17 protein-coding genes are annotated in these 19899 nt (G+C 73.4%); 9 read left to right on the top strand and 8 right to left on the bottom strand.

What is annotated here, in order from left to right; all coding sequences use genetic code 11:
- Nucleotides 1-52: 52 nt before the first annotated feature.
- Nucleotides 53-1456 (top strand): type VII secretion integral membrane protein EccD, encoded by a 1404-nt coding sequence (gene eccD / locus ABZV00_RS05005; RefSeq protein WP_355601928.1) that lies wholly within the window; start codon nucleotides 53-55, stop codon nucleotides 1454-1456.
- 31 nt (nucleotides 1457-1487) lie between these two features.
- Here eccD and ABZV00_RS05000 read toward each other — a convergent pair whose 3' ends face one another.
- The gene (locus tag ABZV00_RS05000; protein ID WP_328421261.1) at nucleotides 1488-1994 is read right to left on the bottom strand and encodes an inorganic diphosphatase; all 507 of its coding nucleotides are present in this window, start codon (nucleotides 1992-1994) and stop codon (nucleotides 1488-1490) included.
- Between the two features lie 405 nt (nucleotides 1995-2399).
- Here ABZV00_RS05000 and dacB point away from each other — a divergent pair, with 405 nt between their 5' ends.
- The 3 genes from dacB (at nucleotide 2400) to tilS (ending at nucleotide 6279) form a co-directional block, all read left to right on the top strand.
- Complete coding sequence (gene dacB / locus ABZV00_RS04995; RefSeq protein WP_355601926.1) at nucleotides 2400-4112, top strand: D-alanyl-D-alanine carboxypeptidase/D-alanyl-D-alanine-endopeptidase; 1713 nt, start codon at nucleotides 2400-2402, stop codon at nucleotides 4110-4112.
- A gap of 102 nt (nucleotides 4113-4214) precedes the next feature.
- Nucleotides 4215-5285 carry a zinc-dependent metalloprotease gene (locus tag ABZV00_RS04990; RefSeq protein WP_328421257.1) on the top strand — a complete coding sequence of 357 codons (1071 nt, stop codon included), beginning with the start codon at nucleotides 4215-4217 and terminating at the stop codon, nucleotides 5283-5285.
- Nucleotides 5286-5295: 10 nt separating this feature from the next.
- The gene (gene tilS / locus ABZV00_RS04985; protein ID WP_355601923.1) at nucleotides 5296-6279 is read left to right on the top strand and encodes a tRNA lysidine(34) synthetase TilS; all 984 of its coding nucleotides are present in this window, start codon (nucleotides 5296-5298) and stop codon (nucleotides 6277-6279) included.
- Between the two features lie 37 nt (nucleotides 6280-6316).
- Here the strand turns inward: tilS and ABZV00_RS04980 are convergent, their stop codons facing one another.
- Complete coding sequence (locus ABZV00_RS04980) at nucleotides 6317-7279, bottom strand: helix-turn-helix domain-containing protein (protein WP_355601921.1); 963 nt, start codon at nucleotides 7277-7279, stop codon at nucleotides 6317-6319.
- Between the two features lie 138 nt (nucleotides 7280-7417).
- Between ABZV00_RS04980 and ABZV00_RS04975 the strand changes: the two genes are divergently transcribed.
- The 4 genes from ABZV00_RS04975 to folE all read left to right on the top strand — a co-directional run bounded on the left by ABZV00_RS04975 (nucleotide 7418) and on the right by folE (nucleotide 11439).
- Nucleotides 7418-7567: a hypothetical protein gene (locus tag ABZV00_RS04975; protein WP_328426871.1), complete on the top strand. Its 150-nt coding sequence runs from the start codon at nucleotides 7418-7420 to the stop codon at nucleotides 7565-7567.
- 100 nt (nucleotides 7568-7667) lie between these two features.
- The gene (hpt, locus tag ABZV00_RS04970; RefSeq protein ID WP_328421251.1) at nucleotides 7668-8243 is read left to right on the top strand and encodes a hypoxanthine phosphoribosyltransferase; all 576 of its coding nucleotides are present in this window, start codon (nucleotides 7668-7670) and stop codon (nucleotides 8241-8243) included.
- A gap of 473 nt (nucleotides 8244-8716) precedes the next feature.
- Nucleotides 8717-10738, top strand: a complete 2022-nt coding sequence (ftsH, locus tag ABZV00_RS04965; RefSeq protein WP_328421249.1) for an ATP-dependent zinc metalloprotease FtsH — start codon at nucleotides 8717-8719, stop codon at nucleotides 10736-10738.
- A gap of 35 nt (nucleotides 10739-10773) precedes the next feature.
- Nucleotides 10774-11439, top strand: a complete 666-nt coding sequence (folE, locus tag ABZV00_RS04960) for a GTP cyclohydrolase I FolE (RefSeq protein WP_355602028.1) — start codon at nucleotides 10774-10776, stop codon at nucleotides 11437-11439.
- A gap of 112 nt (nucleotides 11440-11551) precedes the next feature.
- Here folE and ABZV00_RS04955 read toward each other — a convergent pair whose 3' ends face one another.
- Nucleotides 11552-12259 (bottom strand): hypothetical protein, encoded by a 708-nt coding sequence (locus ABZV00_RS04955; protein ID WP_355601919.1) that lies wholly within the window; start codon nucleotides 12257-12259, stop codon nucleotides 11552-11554.
- Nucleotides 12260-12287: 28 nt separating this feature from the next.
- The gene (locus ABZV00_RS04950; protein ID WP_355601917.1) at nucleotides 12288-14849 is read right to left on the bottom strand and encodes an FtsK/SpoIIIE domain-containing protein; all 2562 of its coding nucleotides are present in this window, start codon (nucleotides 14847-14849) and stop codon (nucleotides 12288-12290) included.
- Nucleotides 14850-15043: 194 nt separating this feature from the next.
- Between ABZV00_RS04950 and ABZV00_RS04945 the strand changes: the two genes are divergently transcribed.
- Complete coding sequence (locus ABZV00_RS04945; protein ID WP_355602027.1) at nucleotides 15044-15601, top strand: hypothetical protein; 558 nt, start codon at nucleotides 15044-15046, stop codon at nucleotides 15599-15601.
- Nucleotides 15602-15603: 2 nt separating this feature from the next.
- Here ABZV00_RS04945 and ABZV00_RS04940 read toward each other — a convergent pair whose 3' ends face one another.
- Genes ABZV00_RS04940 through ABZV00_RS04925 form a run of 4 tightly spaced genes read right to left on the bottom strand, consistent with a single transcriptional unit; the run spans nucleotide 15604 to nucleotide 19898 of the window.
- Nucleotides 15604-16203, bottom strand: coding sequence for a hypothetical protein (locus tag ABZV00_RS04940; protein ID WP_355601916.1), 600 nt, complete (start codon nucleotides 16201-16203; stop codon nucleotides 15604-15606).
- A gap of 13 nt (nucleotides 16204-16216) precedes the next feature.
- On the bottom strand, nucleotides 16217-17392 hold the full coding sequence (locus ABZV00_RS04935; protein ID WP_355601914.1) for a M23 family metallopeptidase: 1176 nt from the start codon (nucleotides 17390-17392) through the stop codon (nucleotides 16217-16219).
- Nucleotides 17389-17946 carry a hypothetical protein gene (locus tag ABZV00_RS04930; RefSeq protein WP_355601912.1) on the bottom strand — a complete coding sequence of 186 codons (558 nt, stop codon included), beginning with the start codon at nucleotides 17944-17946 and terminating at the stop codon, nucleotides 17389-17391. Before ABZV00_RS04930 ends, ABZV00_RS04935 begins: the two co-directional genes overlap by 4 nt.
- Complete coding sequence (locus tag ABZV00_RS04925; RefSeq protein ID WP_355601910.1) at nucleotides 17943-19898, bottom strand: MFS transporter; 1956 nt, start codon at nucleotides 19896-19898, stop codon at nucleotides 17943-17945. The genes ABZV00_RS04930 and ABZV00_RS04925 overlap by 4 nt, the downstream gene beginning before the upstream one ends.
- Nucleotide 19899 lies beyond the last annotated feature (1 nt).

The following is a 19899-nucleotide window of genomic DNA, read 5'->3' as shown; positions in this document are numbered from 1 at the left end:
AAGTCCTGTCGTCCGCGCAGCCTCCGATCCCCCTCGATATGGAGACCAGTCGATGACAACCGGGCTGGCCCGCGTCACCATCAGCGCGCCGCAACGGCGGGTGGACGTTGCCCTGCCGGAGCAGGTACCCCTCGCCGAGCTGCTGCCCGACGTGCTCCGGCACGCCGGTGAGGGGCTTGCCGACGACGGCGAGCGGCACGGCGGCTGGGTGCTGCGCCGCACGGACGGAGCACTGCTGGCGACCGCCCAGGCGCTGCTGCCGCAGGGGGTCCGCGACGGTGAGGTGCTACACCTGGTGCCGGCCCGCGCCCACTGGCCCGAGCTGGAGTACGACGACGTGGTGGAGGCGATCGCCGACGGCGCCCGTCGCCGCGGCGGGGCCTGGTCGCCCGCGGCCATCCGTGCGGCCGGCCTGGCCGGCGCCGCGGTCCCGCTCGCCGTCGGGCTGCTCGCCCTGCTCACCGGCGGCCCGGCGCACCGGGTGGGCTGGCTGGCGGCGGCCGTGGTGGCGCTGCTGCTGACCGTGGCTGGCACGGTCGCGTCCCGCGCCAACGGCGACGGCACCGCCGGGGCGACGCTCGGTGGCTACGCCCTGCCGTACGCGTTCGTGGCTGGCGCCCTCGCGGTCGGCTCGGGCGATCCGGTCGGGCCGCTCGGCCCGGCGCGCTGGGTGGGCGCCCCCGAGCTGCTGGCCGGCTCGGTCGCGCTGCTGCTGGTCGCGTTGCTCGGGCTGCTCGGCGTGGCCAGCCGGCTGCGGGTCTTCGTGGCCGGTGTCACGGTCGGCCTGATCGGTGTGGGTGCGGCGCTCGGCGGGCTGGTGCTGACCCCGGCCGGCACGGCCGCGGTGCTGCTCAGCGCGCTGGTGTTCGCCGTCGGGGTGATCCCGCTGCTGGCCATCCGGTTGGGCAAGCTGCCGTTGCCGCCGATCACCCTGCCGGCCACGGCCCCCACTGCGGAGCCGGAGCAGGCCCGGGACCTGCCGGACCGGGGCCGGGTGCAGGCGGCGGTGACCCGCACCGAGGAGATGCTCACCGGGATGCTGCTCGGGCACGCCCTGCTGGCGGTCGCCACGGCGGCGGTGCTCGGGGTGGCAGGCGGGACGGCCGCACGGGTGCTGGTGGCGGTCGTCTCGGCCGTGCTGCTGCTGCGGTCACGGCTGTTCGTGGCGCTGCGGCACCGGGTGCCGCCGGTGCTCGCCGGGCTGGCCGGTTACGCGATCCTGGGAGCGGTGCTGGTCGGCCGGGCCGACGACGCCGGGCGGCTGGCGCTGGTCCTCGGTGGGGCGGCGCTGGCCCTGGTGGCCGTCGCGGCCGGCACCGGGTACGCCCGCCGGCCGGTCTCGCCGTACGTGGGCAGGGTCGCCGACCTCACCGACACGGCGCTGGTGGTCGCCGTGGTGCCGGTCGCCTGCGCGGTGCTCGACCTGTACGACCGGGCCCGGGGGCTGCTCGGTTGAGCGGCTCCCGGGCCCGGCATGTCAGCGATCGTCAGTGGGCGGCTTCGCCGCGTGCCTCGGCGTCCCTGGCCCGCTGGTAGGAGGCGTGGATCTCGGCCTCGGCCTCGGTGCGGCCGACCCAGGTCGCGCCCTCCACCGACTTGCCGGGCTCCAGGTCCTTGTACACCTCGAAGAAGTGCTGGATCTCCAGCCGGTCGAACTCGCCCAGGTGGTGGATGTCGCGGAGGTGCTCCTGGCGCGGGTCCTCGTAGGGCACGCAGAGCACCTTGTCGTCGCCGCCCTTTTCGTCCGTCATCCGGAACATGCCGATGGTGCGGCAGCGGATCAGGCAGCCCGGGAAGGTCGGCTCGGGCACCAGCACGAGAGCGTCGAGCGGGTCGCCGTCCTCGCCCAGCGTGCCCTCGATGAACCCGTAGTCGGCCGGGTACTGGGTGGACGTGAAGAGGGTGCGGTCCAGCCGGATCCGGCCGGTCGCGTGGTCCACCTCGTACTTGTTCCGGTGACCTTTGGGGATCTCAACCGTCACGTCGAAATCCATCTGCACGCTCCCTCGTCTGCCCACGCTGGCTAACGGAAACCACTGGCGGCCCCCCGGACAGGTGAATGCCCACCCGCCGGCTCCGGCTGCCGCATAGTCTTCGGACCGAAGTAGTGTCACCCAAGCCAATTTTCGCTGGGGGAGGAGGGGGTCGTGGGGAGGGAAGATTCACACTACCGCCCGGACGGGGGCGACGCGCGCGGTACCGGACGATCCGGCTCCGGTGGCGCCACCGGTCGGGTCCCGGTGCCCGACGCCCACCTCCCTCGGGCGCCCGAGCCGTCGACCCCGGCGCCGGAGACGGTGCCCGAACGTCCCCCGCCACTGCCCTGGCGTCCGCCCGCAGGGTCGGCTCCCGCCGGTCCGAACACCGGTCGCTTCCCGGTCCTCGGCGGCAACCGGCCCATGAGCGCCCCGGCGAGTGGGCGAGCCGGTGTCCCGACCAGCCCGGCGCCGGGCGGCAGCGCCCCGGCGAGTGGGCGAGCCGGTGTCCCGACCAGCCCGGCGCCGGGCGGCCCGCCGTCCGGCGACGGCCCGACCGTCCCCATCCCGACCAGCGCGGTCCCGCGTGGCACGGCGTCCGGCCCGACGGCCCCGCTCCCCACCGGCGTCCCACCGCTGGGACCGCCGATCTCTGCGCTGCCAGCGCCGGCCGGCGCCGAACCGCCCGCCGCACCGCAGCCCGCTCCCGCCGCGCCGCGCCGTCGGCGGCTCCCGGTGGTGCTGGCCCTGGTGCTGCTGCTGGTGCTCGCCGGCGTCGGGGTTTTCGTGGCCCGGCCCGGCCCGGTCGCCGGCTGGCTGGGCGACGACACCGAGCCCGCCCCGGCCGCCGCCGGCGCGACCCCGGAGCCCGACCCGTCGGACGTGCTTGCCGGACCGGACCCGAACGCCGCGCTGCCCACCCCCGACGGGGTACGAGCCGCGCTGGACCCGCTGATCGGGGCCGACGCCCTGGGCGACCGGGTGAACGTGTCGGTTGCCGACGTGACCTCCGGTCAGACGCTGTTCGCCAAGGGGGCGGACGACGGCACCGTGCCCGCCTCGGTGACCAAGTTGGCGACCGGGGTGACGGTGCTGGCCGCCCGCGGGCCCGCGTACCGGATCCCCACCCGGGCGGTTGCCGGCGCGAAGCCCGGCGAGGTGGTGATCGTCGGTGGTGGCGACCCCACCCTCGCGGTCGACAAGAAGGGTTACTACCCGGGTGCGGCGCGCCTCGACGACCTGGCCGCCCAGGTGCGCACCGCGCTCGGCGGTGTCGCACCGACCAGCGTCATCGTCGACGGCTCGGTCTACTCCGGCCCGGTCTACGGGCCGGGCTGGGACGACGACATCCCCACCGGCGGGTACGGCGGAGCGATGACCGCGCTGATGACCGATGGCGCGCGCAAGGACCCGGGCGCCGACAGCGGCGGCGCCGAGCGGGTCGCTGAGCCGGACCTGGCGGCCGGTCGGTCGTTCGCCCGGCTGCTCGGCGTACCGGCCAGCGCCGTCAAGCAAGGGACTGCCCCGGCCCAGGCCGCCACCGGTGGCACTCCGGCTCCTGGGACCGAGCTGGGCGTGGTGCAGTCCCCGCCGCTGATCCGGCTGGTCGACATCATGATCAGCGAGAGCGACAACCTGCTGGCCGAGGCGCTGGCCCGCCAGGTCGCGCTGGCCCGCAACCAGCCGGCTTCGTTCGATGGTGCCGCCGCCGCGATGGACGCAGTGGTGGCTGAGCTGGGCCTGCCCGCCGACGAGATCACCCTGTCCGACGGCAGCGGGTTGTCCCGCCGCAACCGGATCAGCCCGTCACTGCTGACCGACCTGATCCGCCTGGCAGCCAGCCCGGACCATCCGGAGCTGGCCGGCATCTTCGGCGGCCTCCCGGTGGGCGGCTGGTCCGGCACCCTGGGCGACCGCTATCGCGGGGCCCCCGGCACCGCCGGAGGGGCGGGCGCCGTGCGGGCCAAGACCGGCACGCTGACCGGCGTGCACGCCATCGCGGGCCTGGTCACCACGGCCGACGGCCGACTGCTCACCTTCGCTGTGCTCACCGACAAGGTGCCGGGTGGCACGGACACCGCCCAACCGGCGCTGGACCGGATCGCCGCCGCGCTGGCCGGCTGCGGCTGTCACTGACCGCCGCCGGCCCGCGTTCTCGCCCGGCGGTGGAGCCGCGACCGCCGTCGACCGCCGCCGCGAGCCCGGGCCGGGGTGTCGCGGCGCGGGTACGGTGGGTCCATGGCGCAGTTCGTGGACTGGGATCTGGCCGCCGCCACCGCGGGGGCCTTGAGCAAGTCGGGCCCTCGGGTGTCGTACGCCGAGGCCACCGACGTGGTCGGCGACCTGCGTCGGCTGACCGACGAGGCGGCCGGGCACGTGGCCGACTACACGGGGTTGCGGGCGCAGGTGTCGCACCCGCCGGTCCGGGTGGTCGATCGCCGGGACTGGGCCGCCGCCAACATCGCCGGGCTGCGCGAGGTGATCACTCCGCTGGTCAACCGGCTCTCCGGCGACAAGCAGCCCGGTGCCCTGACCGAGGCGATCGGGTCCCGGCTGACCGGCGTGCAGGCCGGCACCGTGCTGGCGTACCTCTCCGGCCGGGTGCTCGGCCAGTACGAGGTCTTCTCCGCCGACCCGGGCCAACTGTTGCTGGTCGCCCCGAACATCGTCGAGGTGGAGCGGAAGCTCGGCGCTGACCCGCGGGACTTCCGGCTCTGGGTCTGCCTGCACGAGGTCACCCACCGGACCCAGTTCACCGCGGTGCCGTGGATGCGCGCGTACTTCCTGAGCGAGGTGCAGGCGTTCGTGGACGCCTCGTCCAGCGGTGGCGAGCACCTGATCGAGCGGCTGCGGCGCGGGGTGGCCACCCTGTCCGACGCGGTCCGCGACCCGGAGAGCCGGACCAGCGTCCTGGACATCGTGCAGACCCCGGCACAGCGGGCCGTGCTGGACCGGCTCACCGCGCTGATGACCCTGCTGGAGGGGCACGCCGAGTTCGTCATGGACGGCGTCGGGCCGCGCGTGATCCCGAGCGTGGAGCGGATCCGGGCGTCGTTCAACCGGCGCCGCGAGGCGGGCAATCCGTTGGAGAAGGCGATCCGCCGGCTGCTCGGGGTGGACGTCAAGATGCGCCAGTACGCCGAGGGGCGCAAGTTCGTGCACGGCGTGGTCGAGCGCGTCGGCATGCCCGGGTTCAACTCGATCTTCAACTCTCCGCTCACCCTGCCCCGGTTGTCGGAGCTTGCCGACCCGGACGCCTGGGTGACCCGCGTGCACGGTCCGGCCGGCACCGTCCCGGCCGCCGGCTGACCGTCCGCCGGTGGCCGCGCTCGCCCCGCCGGTGGCCGCGATCCGGGTGGCGGTCCGCCGCGCGCTGACCGGCCTGTCGTCCGGCGGGCCGGTGCTGGTCGCCTGTTCCGGCGGCGCCGACTCACTCGCCCTGGCGGCGGCCACCGTGTTCGTGGCGCCCCGGCTGGGCCGCCCCGCCGGTCTGGTGACCGTCGACCACGGCCTGCAGGCTGGCTCGGCGCAGCGTGCCGAGGCGGTGGCCGCCTGGGCACGGGAGGCCGGGTTCGCGCCGGTGGCGGTGGTCCGGGTGGAGGTGGCCGGGCGCGTGGGCGGGCCCGAGGCCGCTGCGCGGGAGGCCCGCTACCAGGCGTTGACCGAGGTGGCCCGGCAGCACGGCGCTGCCGCGATTCTGACCGGGCACACCCGCGACGACCAGGCGGAGACCGTGCTGCTCGCACTCGCCCGGGGGGCGGGGCCGCGCGGGCTGGCCGGGATGCCCGCCCGGCGCGAGTTGGCCGGGGTGCCACTGCTGCGCCCACTGCTGATGGTCGGCCGGGACCAGACGCGCGCCGCGTGCGCCGTGCTCGGGCTCAGCGCGTGGGAGGACCCGCACAACACCGACCCGTCGTACGCCCGGTCCCGGGTACGGGCCGACGTGCTGCCGGCGCTAGTGCGGGCGCTCGGGCCGGGGGTGCTGGACAACCTGGCGCGTACCGCCCGGCTGGTGGCGTCCGACAACGCCGCACTGGACGAGTTGGCGGAGACGGCACTGGCGGCGGCCCGGCATCCCGGGGGCGGGCTGCTGGTGCCGGAGCTGGTCGGCCTGACACCCGCGGTACGCGGCCGGGTGCTGCACGCCTGGGCGCGTGAGCTGGGCGCATCGCCGGGTGCCCTGTCGTACGGACACGTCGCCGCGCTGGATGCCCTGGTCACCGAGTGGCACGGTCAGGGTCCAGCCGACCTGCCCGGTGGCGTCCGGGTGCTCCGCCGCGACGACCGGCTCACCCCCGGCTGAGGGCGGTGCGGCGGCCCGGAGCCTGGCCTGGCCGGTCTCAGCCGCTGTGCGCCCGGTCCCGGAAGGTGGTCCGGTAGCCGTGCGGGGTGGCGCCGACCCGGCGACTGAAGTGGTGGCGCAGCGCCGCCGCGTCGCTGAAGCCGGCCTGGTCGGCGACCGCCTCCACGCTCAGCGGCGTCTCCTCCAGCAGCCGCCGGGCGAGCAGCACCCGTTGGTTGGTGAGCCAGTCGTGCGGGGTGGTGCCGGTCTCCGCGCGGAACCGGCGGGCGAACGTACGTGGCGACATGCCGGCCCTGGCGGCCAGCTCGTCCACCGTGATCGTCCGGTCCAGGTGCCCCATCAGCCACTCCAGCACCGGCTCCAGGGTGGGCGCCTCGGGCGCCTTCGGGATGGGCGCCTCGATGTACTGCGACTGGCCGCCGTCGCGATGCGGCGGGACCACCATCCGCCGGGCCAGCCGGGTGGCGGTGGCCGAGTCGTGCTCCTGGCGGATCAGGTGCAGGCAGGCGTCGATGCCGGCCGCGGTGCCGGCGCTGGTGAGCAGCCGACCGTCCTGGACGTAGAGGGAGTTGCAGCGCACCCGGGCGCGGGGGTGTCGCCGTTGCAGCTCGTCCACGTACCGCCAGTGGGTGGTGCACTCCCGGTCGTCCAGCAGCCCGGCCGCGCCGAGCAGGAAGGCGCCCGAGCAGACGCTGAACAGGTGCGCGCCGCGCGCGTCGGCCCGGCGTAGCGCGTCGAGCACCGGGCCCGGGACGGTGGTGCCCTGGCTGTGCGCGGGTACGGCCACCAGATCGGCGTCCTCCACCGGGCCGAGATCGGCGTGCGGGGTGAGGTGGAAGCCGGACGAGGTGCGTACCGGCGCGCCGTCCGGGCTGCACACGTGGAAGCGGTAGCCGGGGAAACCGTCGGCCGTCCGGTCGGTGCCGAACACCTCGGCGAGCACGCCGAGCTCGAAGGGGGCGACCTGGTCGAGGGCGAGGACGGCGACGGAGCGAAGCATGTGACGAGGGTAACCCGACAGGTGGCAGTAAATCGATGCCCAGTGGCATCGCTGCCACTGTCCGGTCGGCGCGAGTCGTCGCAGACTGGTCTCAGTCCGGTGCGCACCGGCGGCGAAACCGACAGCAACCATGCGAAAGTGAGCGCCGCCATGGAGTTCCTGCTCTTCCTCCTGTTCCTCGTCCTGCTCGTCGCCGCCTCGGCGGCCGGCCTCACCACCGACAGCCGCGATTCGGCCGACTGGAAGCCGAGCGACGACGGCCGCCGCTGGCAGTCGCGTACCAGCTGATGTGTTTAGTGGTTTTTGCGGCGAAAATCCCGGGCGGGACCGCGCCAAAAGGTGCGGCCCCGCCGACGGAGGCCATCCGACGTACGGCAGGCTAGGAGTCATGGCTGACGGCTCCTGGTACGACGCCGACATCGACCACGTGATCATCTCCGAGGCGCAGATCCGCGAGAAGACGGCGGAGCTGGCCAAGCAGGTCTCCGCCGACTACGCCCACGTGGACAACGGGCTGCTGCTGGTGTGCGTGCTCAAGGGCGCGGTGATGTTCATGGCGGACTTCTCCCGGGCGCTGGGCCGCAACGGGCCCCCGGCCGAGCTCGACTTCATGGCCATCTCCTCCTACGGCCAGGGCACCACCTCCTCCGGGGTGGTCCGCATCCTCAAGGACCTGGACCGGGACATCGCCGGCCGGCACGTGGTGGTCGTCGAGGACATCGTCGACTCCGGGCTGACGCTCTCCTGGCTGCTGCGCTACCTGGAGTCCCGCTCGGCGGCGAGCGTCGAGGTGGTCGCGCTGTTCCGCAAGCCGGACGCGGTCAAGGTGCCGGTCCCGGTGAAGTACGTCGGCTTCGACATCCCGACCGAGTTCGTGGTCGGGTACGGCCTGGACTTCGACGAGCGCTACCGGGAGCTGCCGTACGTCGGGGTGCTCAAGCCCGAGGTTTACGCCCGGACCTGACGCCGGCCCGGCCCCAGCCCTCACCGCGGGGCGGTGTGAGGCCAACTCGCATCGGCATTCGTCAAGCCGACGTTCAGCGCACTCTCAGCTCTTCCGGTTACCGTGGAGCCCGGTGGCGCGGAGGTTACTTCGCGCCCGGCCCCCTCGACCGCGTGACCGGGCGTTCGGGTGGCCGGGCAGGACTCTCCGCCACGCCGGCTTCTGCCCGGACCCGCCGTACGTTTCGGTGCGGGGCTGGCGAGCCTGCCCACGGTGCGCGCCGTCGATGGCGAACGTGCGCCGAGTGCGGGGCTCGCAAGCTCATCCCTCGCGTACACGGTGTACCGTCGAATGACCGCGGCGCGGCAGTTTTCGCGCTTCGGGGTCGAGGCCGGCCCGCACGGCGGCTCCGGCCGCCGCTCATCGCGGCGACACCATCAGACGGTCAGGACGTCGATCAGGAGGATGCGGGCGCCCCGGCGCTCGACAACAGTATGGAACGTACGCGTTTCTTCCGCCGACCGGTGGTCTGGATCATCCTGGTCATCCTCGGCGCCGTTGTGCTCAGTCAGCTGTTCACCGCTGGTCCCAGCTACCACCGCGTGGACACTTCCGTTGCGCTCGACCAGCTCCACACCGCCAAGATCAATAAAGTTGTCTTCCAGGACAAGGAGCAGACGCTCCAGCTCGACCTGGCCCAGAAGACGAAGTTCGGCGAGACCAACACCAACAAGATCGAGGCCCAGTTCCCGTACCAGGTGGGTGACGAGGTCTGGAACGAGGTGCTGGACGCCAAGGCGGCCAACCGGGTCACCGGCCCGGCCGACGCCAAGGTCTCGTCGGACAGCATCTGGGTGAGCCTGCTGGTCAACCTGCTGCCGATCGCGCTGCTCGTGCTCCTGCTGCTGTTCTTCATGTCGCAGATGCAGGGCGGCGGCTCCCGGGTGCTCAACTTCGGCAAGTCCAAGGCGAAGATGATCACCAAGGACACTCCGAAGACGACCTTCGCGGACGTCGCGGGTGCCGAGGAGGCCGTCGAGGAGCTGCACGAGATCAAGGACTTCCTGCAGAACCCGGCGAAGTACCAGGCCCTGGGTGCCAAGATCCCGAAGGGCGTGCTGCTGTTCGGCCCGCCCGGTACCGGCAAGACGCTGCTGGCCCGCGCGGTCGCCGGCGAGGCCGGGGTGCCGTTCTACTCCATCTCCGGCTCCGACTTCGTCGAGATGTTCGTCGGTGTCGGCGCCAGCCGGGTCCGTGACCTGTTCGAGCAGGCCAAGGCGAACGCCCCGGCGATCGTCTTCGTCGACGAGATCGACGCCGTCGGCCGACACCGTGGTGCCGGCATGGGCGGCGGTCACGACGAGCGCGAGCAGACGCTCAACCAGCTGCTCGTCGAGATGGACGGCTTCGACACCAAGGGCGGGGTCATCCTGATCGCGGCCACCAACCGGCCGGACATCCTCGACCCGGCGCTGCTGCGCCCGGGCCGGTTCGACCGGCAGATCCCGGTGGACGCCCCCGACATGGAGGGCCGCAAGGCCATCCTGCGGGTGCACGCCAAGGGCAAGCCGTTCACCCCCGACGTCGACCTCGACTCGGTGGCACGGCGTACCCCGGGCTTCAGCGGCGCCGACCTGGCCAACGTGATCAACGAGTCGGCCCTGCTCACCGCCCGCAAGGACCAGCGGGCGATCAGCAACGACTCGCTCGAAGAGTCGATCGACCGCGTGATCGCGGGTCCGCAGCGGCGGACCCGGGTGATGAGCGACCAGGAAAAGAAGATCACCGCGTACCACGAGGGTGGCCACGCGCTGGTCGCCTGGGCGCTGCCGCACGCCGCGCCGGTGCACAAGGTGACGATCCTGTCCCGTGGCCGCTCGCTGGGCCACACCCTGGTGCTCCCCACCGAGGACAAGTACACCCAGACCCGCGCCGAGATGATCGACACCCTGGCGTACGCGCTGGGCGGTCGGGCCGCCGAGGAGCTGGTCTTCCACGAGCCGACCACCGGTGCTGGCAACGACATCGAGAAGGCCACCCAACTGGCCCGCGCGATGATCACCCAGTACGGCATGAGCTCCAAGCTCGGTGCGATCAAGTACGGCACCAGCGGTGACGAGCCGTTCCTCGGCCGCAACATGGGCCACGAGCGGGACTACTCGGATTCGGTGGCCGCCGAGATCGACGGCGAGATGCGGGCGCTGGTCGAGCTGGCGCACGACGAGGCCTGGGAGATTCTGGTCGAGTACCGGGACGTCCTGGACAGCATCGTGCTCGAGCTGATCGAGAAGGAAACCCTCTCCACCGCCGACATGGCCCGGATCTGCTCGCGGGTGGTCAAGCGCCCGCCGCTGGCGCCGTACAACGGCTTCGGCAAGCGCCAGCCCTCCACCGAGCCGCCCGTGCTCACCCCGGCGGAGAAGGACGCGCTCAAGGCGCAGGCCCAGGCCGACGGCGCGCAGGCGGCGGTCGGCGGCGGTTCCGCCGGGTCGAACAACTCGGACGGTACGCACTGAGCAGCGACTCGACGGCCAGCTCCCCGAAAAGGGAGCTGGCCGTCTCCGCGACCGAGCCCGACGGCGACGACGGGCTGGACTACGTGGCCGCCCGGCTGATCAGCGGCAAGCTGACCGGCAGGCCGGTCGAGGACGCGGTCGACCTGGGTCGGATCGAGAAGGCGGTCCGGGAGATCCTGATCGCGGTCGGCGAGGACCCGGACCGTGACGGGCTCCAGCAGACCCCGGCCCGGGTCGCCCGGGCGTACGCCGAGCTCTTCGCCGGCCTGCGCGTCGACCCGGCCCAGGTGCTCAGCACCACCTTCGAGGCCAACCACCAAGAGCTGGTGATCGTCCGCGACATCGACGTGATGAGCCTCTGTGAGCACCACCTGCTGCCGTTCCGTGGCAGCGCGCACATCGGCTACATCCCCGGCCCGGACGGACGGATCACCGGCCTGTCCAAGCTGGCCCGGCTGGTCGAGGTCTTCGCCCGCCGGCCGCAGGTGCAGGAGCGGCTCACCTCGCAGGTCGCCGACCTGCTGATGAACAAGCTCGCCCCGCGTGGCGTCGTGGTCGTGCTGGAGTGCGAGCACATGTGCATGGCGATGCGGGGCATCCAGAAGTCGGGCGCCAAGACGATCACGTCGGCGGTGCGCGGCATCCTGCAGACGGACTCCAAGTCGCGGGCCGAGGCGATGGCGCTGATCATCCCCCGCTGACTCCGGACGCACCACCGGCCGGCCGACCCTTCCGGGGGGCGGCCGGCCGTTCCGTCTCCCAGATCGCCTAGTCCTCCCGGACCAGTCCGTCTTCCCGGCCCCCGCTGGCGGGTCAGCCGGCCAGCAGGGCCAGCAACAGGCCGGCCGTGACCAGCACCGCCGGCACCAGGCAGACCAGCCCGCCGAAGCGCAGTGTGCGGTCCAGCCGCTCGCCGGGGCCGGCCCGGAACATCCGCCCGATCCCCACCCAACCGGCGACGAAGGCGACCGCCGGCATCGGCAGCCCACAGATCAACGCCGCCACAGTGGCCGCGCCAGTGCCGGTCGCCGCGTACACCACGACCTGAATCAGCGGCACCAGCAGCGCCAGTGGCCCGTACACCAGGAGGTTGCGGGCCCGCGCGGGCCAGGACCCCGGGCGGAGCCGGCCGCGTGCGGCCAGCGCCGCGTCCGCCGCCTCGGCCCGACCCCGCGCGGCTCGCAGCGCCGCCAGCACCGCCGCCGGGCCGCCGGCCATCGACCGGGCGGCCTCGGTCAGCTCCGGTGGGGACGGCACAAGCGAGATCGCCGGTACGCCCAACTCACGCAGCCGCTCCTGCTGACTCGCCAGCCCGGTGCGGATCACCGTCAACTCCTCCCGGGCGGCCTCGGCCGAGCGGGCCTGCTCACCGGCGGCGGCGGCCGCGCTGCGGCGTACCCCATCCAGCTGCCGGGCGGCCGCGAGGTACTCCGACCAGGCCGTGGCGGGCTCGGCGCCGGCCCCGCCCGCCTCGGCGGTCCGCTGCCGCCCCGGCCCGGTCACCGTCGCGTCCGGACCCATCCCGGCACCTCCCGCGCGCACCACCGGATCACCCGGCCTCATCGGCGAACGGCACCAGGACGGTGCCCCGTTCATCCGGACCGTCCCAGAGCACCGCCCGGTCGGGGCGGGCCCGCCACTCCACCGGCCGACCGAAGACCGCGGTGAGCTGGGCCGCCGGCACGTCCAGTACGGCCACGGCGGCGAGCTTGTCCACCTCTCCCTCCGGCTCCAGCAGCGCGGCGAACGGCGGCACCGCACGCCACCAGCCCAGCAGGTGCCGACCCGCCGGCGGGCCGTCCCGCAGCAGTGCGCGCAGCCGGTCCACCGGCAGTTCCCGGGGACCCGGCCGGTCAAGCCCGAAGACCACCAGGTAGGTGGGGAGCTCCCCGTCCGCGTCCGCGAGCAGCGTTGGCAGGTCAACCATGGTGGCCGGATGCCGGGCGGCGAGCTCGGCTGTCAGCGCCTCCGCCAGCGGGCGGGCGCCCGGGTCCGGTGCCGCCACCAGGAACCGGGCGGTGCCCGGCTGATGGTGGTCGGCGGTGCTCCGGGCCGCCGTCGCCAGCAGGCCACCCGCCGCCGAGCCCGATCCCAGCACCGCGAGGTTGCGCCCGGCAGCCGGACCAAGTGGTACGGCGACCGTCGAACGGGCCACGTCCACCGCCCTGCCGAGCAGCGCGGCGGGCCCGTGTGCCTGCCCGGCCAACGCCGCCCGGTGTCGCGGATCGTTGCCGAGCAGCGGCCGGGCGTACCCGGCGAAGACCACCGGCGGCACCGACCCGGCGGCTCGGGCCGTCCACAACTCGTGCCGCAGCCGCTCCACCACCTCCGGGTGGTCCTGCGGGTCGGGGTGGCGGATCAGCCGTTCGTGACCGCGGGTCGCCCCTCGGGGGCCGCCGAGCCCACCCGCGGTGTTCACCACCGCGCTGCCCACCGGCAGGCCGGCCGCCGAGTCGTTGGTCGGTTCCAGCACCGGGCTGCCGCCGGGCAGCGCCACCCGCACCGGGAACTGCCCCAGCACCGAATCCCGGTGCCCGGCGTCCGCGCGGCCACTCAGCCCCAACTCGCCCGCGCCGGCCAGCACCAGGTGGACGCCGTACGCCCGGCCGGTGCGGGCCAACCCGTCCAGCTGAGCGGCCATCTCCGTGGCCAGCCGGTCCCGCTCGGCGAAGAGCAGCGGCACATTGTCCAGCACACAGACGATCCGGGGCAGCGGCCGATGCTGGCGCAACTCCGCGAAGCGTTGCCCACCGGCCCGGCCGCCAGCGTCCGCCCGGCGCTGGACCTCGGCCGTCAACTGGTCGAGCAGGTCCCGGACGTACTCCCGGTCGGCGGCCATCGCGGCCGCCCGCACCTGCGGGATCCAGGACCGGTCCCGCTCGGTCTGGAGAAACTCCACGAAGGACTCGCCATCGCCGAGATCCACCAGGTAGAGCGCCAGGTCGTCGGGGCCGTACCGGGCCGCCAGCCCGAGCAGCGCGGTGGTCAGGAACGCGGCGCGGCCCACCCCGGACCGGCCGCTCACCAGCCAGTGCGGGGTCAACTCGGTGAAGCCCAGCGGCACCTGCCGGCCCCCGGCGTCACCGACCGTGGTGGTCAACCCGTCCGTCGGATCCGACCCCCAGAGCTGCTCACCCGTCGCCGGTAGCAGATCCGCGAGGGCCAACCGGGAGCCCGCCTCCACCTGCGCGGCGAGCCGCCGGCAGACCGCGTCCACCACGTCGACCGGTGGGTCCGCCTCGACGAAGACCGGCGAGTTCAGCCCGCCCGGCGGATCGGTGCCGGGGCTGGCGAAGGATGCTCCCGGTGGATCGCCGAGCAGCGCGTACGCGTTGCGCAACACCAGCGGAGTGGCGTGCGGTAGTGGCGGACGGGCCGCGTACGGGCCAGCGGGAGGCCAGCCGGCCACCACCAGGTGCAGCCCGGCGGCCGGCCCCTGCTCGGCCAGCGCCTCAATCCGTGCCAGGTCAGTCGAGCCGGTGCGCTCCGGCAGCGCGGCGACCACCAGCAGCAGCGTCCGGTCGTGTCGACGTGGCCCGCTCGCCCCCGGGGTGACCCACTGCTCTGCCTCGGTCAGCACCGCGCGCAGACCGGCCACGTCCACCGCTGGCGGCGGCAGCAGGCCGGCATCGGCCAGCGCCCCGAACGGGGTGAGCACGGCACCGGTGGCGTCCACCGCGCGTACCAGCAGAGCACCCGCCGGCGCCGCGCCCAGCGACCGCAGCAGCACGGCCCGCAGCAGCCCCGCCACCCGTGGCTCCCGGGCGTCGGTGTCCACGCACAGGTGGCCAGTGCCGAACAGCGGCACCAGCGCGGGGAAACGGGCGTCGTCCAGCGGTGCCGCCGTGCCGACCCGAACAAAGGGCGGAGGGCCGTCACCGGCCGGAAAATCCACGGTGAGTGAGTCCAGGGCGGCACCCGACCAGCCCGGAGCCAACTGCGCCGCCACCACCCGCAGCCGGTCCGCCACCTCGTACTGGCGGCGCTGATCGGCCGGAGCAGGTCGGGTCTCGTCGAGGATGCCGGCGGCGGCAGTCGCGACGGCCGCCGCCCGGCGGTGCAGGGCTGCGGCGCGGGTCGTGCGTGCCTTCGGACCGGCCACCGCATCCACCCCCTCTGCCCGAGGTTGGCAACCCCTCCCGATCAGAGACGGTATCCCAGCCGGGGCCGCTGCTCCGGGAGGTGCCGCGGCGGTGCGCCGGTGTTGTCGGGGATGTCACCAGTGGGGAGGGGTCCGTCACGATCCGCTGGATCTGAGGCATTGGCTCCGGGCCGTCCAGCCGTTAGCGTCAGGAGGTGGAATCAGTGCAGCCCCCCGCCGGTTCCCAGGTCTCCCGCGTACCGGCCCAGCGGACGCCGTCCGAGCAGCTGCCGCCGGCTCCGGCCGCGCCGGCGCCTCAGCCGCCACGCCGCCGGATGCGGACCGTGCTCACCGTGGTCGCCGGGGTGCTCGCTCTGCTCACCATCGGCGCTGTCATCACCGGCTACGTGCTGTACGACCGCGCCTCCGCCCCCGACCGCAGCTCACCGGACGTGGTGGTGGACAACTACCTACGTGCGTTCCTTGTGGATCGCAACGACACGAGAGCCGACCTCTTCACCTGTCAGAGCGGGGTGCAGTTGGAGGCGCTCCGTTTGCTGCGAGCCGATCTACTCGCGCGTGAAGAGCGGTTTGGGGTCACCATCTCGGTTAGTTGGGGAAGCCTTGACGTTCAGAAGCAGGGCAACTCCGCTGCTGTCCAGGTCACCTTGACTATTTCTGCCCTCGTGGACGGGATCAACCAGAGTGACCGACAGCCCTGGCAGTTCGACACTCGGCTAGATGACGGCTGGCGGGTCTGTGGCGGGACGCGAGCTGGCTGACGTCATTCGATCCACAGGAGATGGACCGGAACCTCCAGGGTGGTGGGTGACTGGCCACGCCAGGCCCAGCGGTACCACTCCACCTCGGGTGTGATCCGGACACAGATGTCCCCCTCGGCGCCAGAGTAGGTCTCGGTGACGGCGCGAAGGTCGCGGTGCTCCAGGGCGCCCTCGACGTGTACCACCCGGCGCCCGGTGACCGCGTCCGCCTCGAAGACCGGGGTGGGGGACCGGTGGGCCGGGCCGTCGAGCGAGACCAGCCGGATGCCGGTGCCCTGACTGGCGTCCGGGCTGGTCCGCTCGCCGACCGTCTCCACCCAGACCCGATCCACCGGTACCAGTGGTGCGAACACCTCGACCTGCTCAGCCTCGGCCCGGTACCACTCGTGCTCAGGGATCACCGGGACGTAGGTCCGGGCTCCCTGGACCACCCGGTCGTCCGCGCGCAGGTCACCCCGCCAGCCCAGCCCCGGCAGCCCGACCAGCACCCGCCGTCCGCGCAGGTCCACCCGCTCGGTGGCGGGCACGATCGCCAGTGGTCGGGGTGGCCGGGGCGCCCAGTCAGGCTGGTCGGCGAACGGATCCGGCAGGGGGCCGCTCATGCCTTCGGTGACCTCATGCCGGGCGGCGCAGCGGGGCACCCCGCCCGCGCATGAACTGGTTCGGGTCGATAGCGCCACGGCTGGTCCGGTCGTTGCGTAGGTGCACCTCGAAGTGCAGGTGCGGACCGGAGGAGTTGCCGCTGCTGCCCACTTGGCCGATCACCTCGCCGGCCGCCACGATCTGATCGGGCTGCACGCGGGGCTGGACCACCATGTGGCAGTACCGCGTGATGTAGCCGCCGGCGTGCAGCAGATCGACGAACCAGCCGCAGCCGCCCTTGCCGGGGTACCCATCCACGTCGCAGTCGAGCCGGCCCCTGTCGTCCGGGTCGCACTGGGAGACCAGTACCCGACCAGCGGCAGCAGCCCGGATCTCGGTGCCCTTGGCTGCCCCGATGTCGACCCCGTTGTGGCCGGGCCGCTGGGCGGTCCGGAAGCCGGAGCCGACCCCACCAGGGATCGGGGCGGTCCAGCCGGAGGCGGCGATCTGACCGCGTTCGGCCGCGTCGCACACCGCCTTGCCGTTGATTTCGATGGTGCGGGCCGCGCCGCCGGACAGCGCGTTCACGATCCGGCTGGCCAGCTCCTCGTGCTTGGCGTAGGCGTCCGGATAGGCGCTGATCTGGACCTGCTGCGCGACTGCGGTCAGCGGTCGACGTTGCCAGCCCCGTACCCCGACGAGCTTCTCGTAGAACTTGCGGGCCGTGTACGAGGGGGTCATCCGCTCGGCGACCGTGCCCCACCCCGGCCGCTGCTGGAACAGGCCCAGCGAGTCGTGGTCTGCGCCGACGCCCTCGTGCGGCAGGGCCAGGGACTCCGGCACGCCGCTGTTCGCCAGGTTGCGCAGGCCGGACTCCTGCATCGCGGTGGCAAGGGCGATCACCCATCCCCGCGAGGGCACGCCCATGTCCTGGCCGACCTTGATGATGATCGCGGCGTTACGGACCTGGGCATCGCCGTACTCGGTGAACCGTGGCAGCTTGCCGGTGATGTTCACGGGCCGCACGGGACCGCAGTCCTCGTTGGCCAGCGTGTCCCCATCCTCCGCGTCGCCGCTGAGCCCACTGAGGAAGAAGGCCGCGGTCCCGCCGGTACAGCAGAGCAGGAGCAGCACCCCGGTCAGCACCGAAGCGACAACGCCGAGCCGTAGCGGTCGGCGGAGGGCGGCGGAGCCGCTGCCGTCGTTCATGGGCGCTCCCAGTCCAAAACGTCGACCAGCCAACCGCCGTCTGCGGCGATCAGTTCCAGTCGGAGCCGACCGGTGTCGAGGGGCAGCAGCACCTCGACGAACGTCTCGGTGCGCGACTGCACCGCAGGCGGTCCGGTGACCTCCTCGGCCGGAACTCCGCCGGGCTCGGCGCCGGCCAGCTTCTCGGTCAGCGCCGGGGTGGAGAGCGGACGCAGGCCGGTCTGCCACTGCTCCGCGGTCATTCCGGGGCGGCCGAGCCAGGCAGCGGCAAACCGGTCGGCGGTCTGTTCGGGCGTGCGGTCGCCGGGCCGGGTGACCGGTGACGGCGGAGCGTCGGTGGAGATCGCACCGTCGTCACCGGCCATGGGATCAACGGTGGTGATCGGCCGGTTCGGTCGGCTGCTCAATCCGTCCGTCGGATTGCCGGGTCCGGAGACCAGCCGGGCCGCCCCGACCACGCCGAGGACGAGCACCGCGATGACCAGCGCCACCCCCAGCCGGGACCGCAGCGCGCGGGTGGCCAGAAACTCCAGAGCACGTCGCATCGCCGTCACCGCGCCTCTGAGCGCACCCGGGGGCCGGGGCGGTCCGGTGCACGATCGGCGGAGCCCGGTCGGTAGACCACGAAGGACGGGTTCTCGGCCGGAACGTCCGGCTCGGTCCAGGTTGCCGGCTGCCGGCGACGGGGCTGAGGCGCGACCGGACGGCTCCGGCCACCGTTCTCCTCCGCTGGCGCCTCGTCCGCGCGCTCCTTACCGTCCGGGCGCCCGGCGCCGGTGCGCTGGCCGTCGGCCGGACGGGTCGGCACGGAGCCCGGGTCTTCCTGCCGCGCCTCCGGCCGCAGCGAGGTCCGCTCGGCGACCGGCGACTGACGGCGTCCACCCACCGGCTCCGCCGTGCCACCGGGCTCTGCCACGTCCAGCCGCGCCGCCGTCCGCATGTCCCGGAAGAACCGACGGTGCCAGGACCCGGCCGAGCTGACCGCCTCGCTGCTGTCCTTGCCGCCGAGCTGGGTGATCCGTCGGTAGGGCCGCAGCAGCAGCCAGCCGACCACCCCGCAGAGCCAGACCAGCACCACCTGGAGCCAGCCGGGCAGGGTCGGCGTACTCATGATCAAGTCGACCGCGAACAGGTAGATGGCCGCCCCGGTGCCGAAGATGGCGATGTTGAAGACCGCGGCGACCACGGCGTTCGCCAGCCGCCGCAACCCGGCACTGGCCGGGCGGAGCAGGCCGACGGTGCCGAGAATGGGTGCCGCGATCACCGCCCACCGGAAGATCAGGAAGCCGAGCAGGACCAGCAGCGACGCGGTCAGGTCGAACATCGCGAAGAGCAGCGACGCCAGCACCGCGATGAAGCCGGCGCCGACCCGGTCCATGTCCCGCACCCCTTGGAGGTACTCGTAGGCCTCCGGGTCCTCGGTCTGGATCTGCTGCGCCACCCGCGCCCACTGCTGCTGCTTGGCCTTGATGGTCGCGTCCCGGGTGGCCGGGTTGGCGCGCAGCTTCTCCGCCTCCTCCCAGGAGAGCGCCTTGGCGTCGTAGAGCGCCGGACCGTACTTGCGGGCGGTCTCGCTGTCGGCCGAGCCGAGCACGCCACGTAGCCAGTTCCGGTAGAGCATCGCCTCGGCGGCGGTGTCACTGGCCCGCACGGCAGGCGGCCGCTTGTCGACACACGCGTCTGGATTCGGCAAGGCACAACGGTCCGGTGGGGTGTCCCGGGCCGCCGGACCGACGGCGTCGTGCACCACGCCCAGCGTCGTGATCAGCGTGCCGTCCGCGATGTTCGCCGACTTGACCGGCCAGGCGGCAAGCGCAGTGACCGCGACCATGACCAGCAGAGCCCAGCCCGCGGTAGTCATGGCGTTGCTCATGTCCGACTGGCGGGAGCGCCAGAGCAGGTAGAGCCCCACCACGCAGAGCGTGACGATGCCGAAGACGCTGAACACCTTCTGGTAGACGGCCTTGGTCGCCTGCTCGACCAGGGGATCGGCCCAGCCCCACATCGAGCGCGGGTCCCAGGCGCGCTCCCGCAGCGCGTTCGAGGCGCCGACGATCGCGGTGGCGATCATGAATTCGCCGTTCGCGACTGTCGTGGTGAATTTGTAATCCGGATGCAGGACCGACGATGCGCACCCGCCCGGGATGTCGTAGGTCGGATAGCTGTAGCCGGCGTAGCCGTAGTCGCTGTAGAGCCCCTTCGGACCGGGCTGCTTGGCGGAGTCCGGCCGGCCGGCGAACCAGCCGGCGAGCCCGGAGTCCGGCGTTCCAGGGGTCGGCGCGTTGCGGCAGGTGATCTCGGTTTCGCTGACCTCCTTGAGATTCGCCACGCAGGCCCGGAAGTCCGCCTGCCACTCCGGGGTCGTGCAGAGGTCGGCGCGGGCCTGGGCGGCCGGCGGGGCGGCGGCTGCCGCCTCCGCGCCGATCAGGGGCCAGGTGAGGGACGCCCCGGCCAGTACGCCGAGGGCGAGCAGGAACGCTGCGATCCGTGCCCGGGCCCTCGCCATG

Source organism: Micromonospora sp. NPDC005173, from assembly GCF_040608515.1.
Classification (GTDB): Bacteria; Actinomycetota; Actinomycetes; order Mycobacteriales; family Micromonosporaceae; genus Micromonospora.
This window is presented reverse-complemented; position numbering and strand designations above follow the sequence as displayed.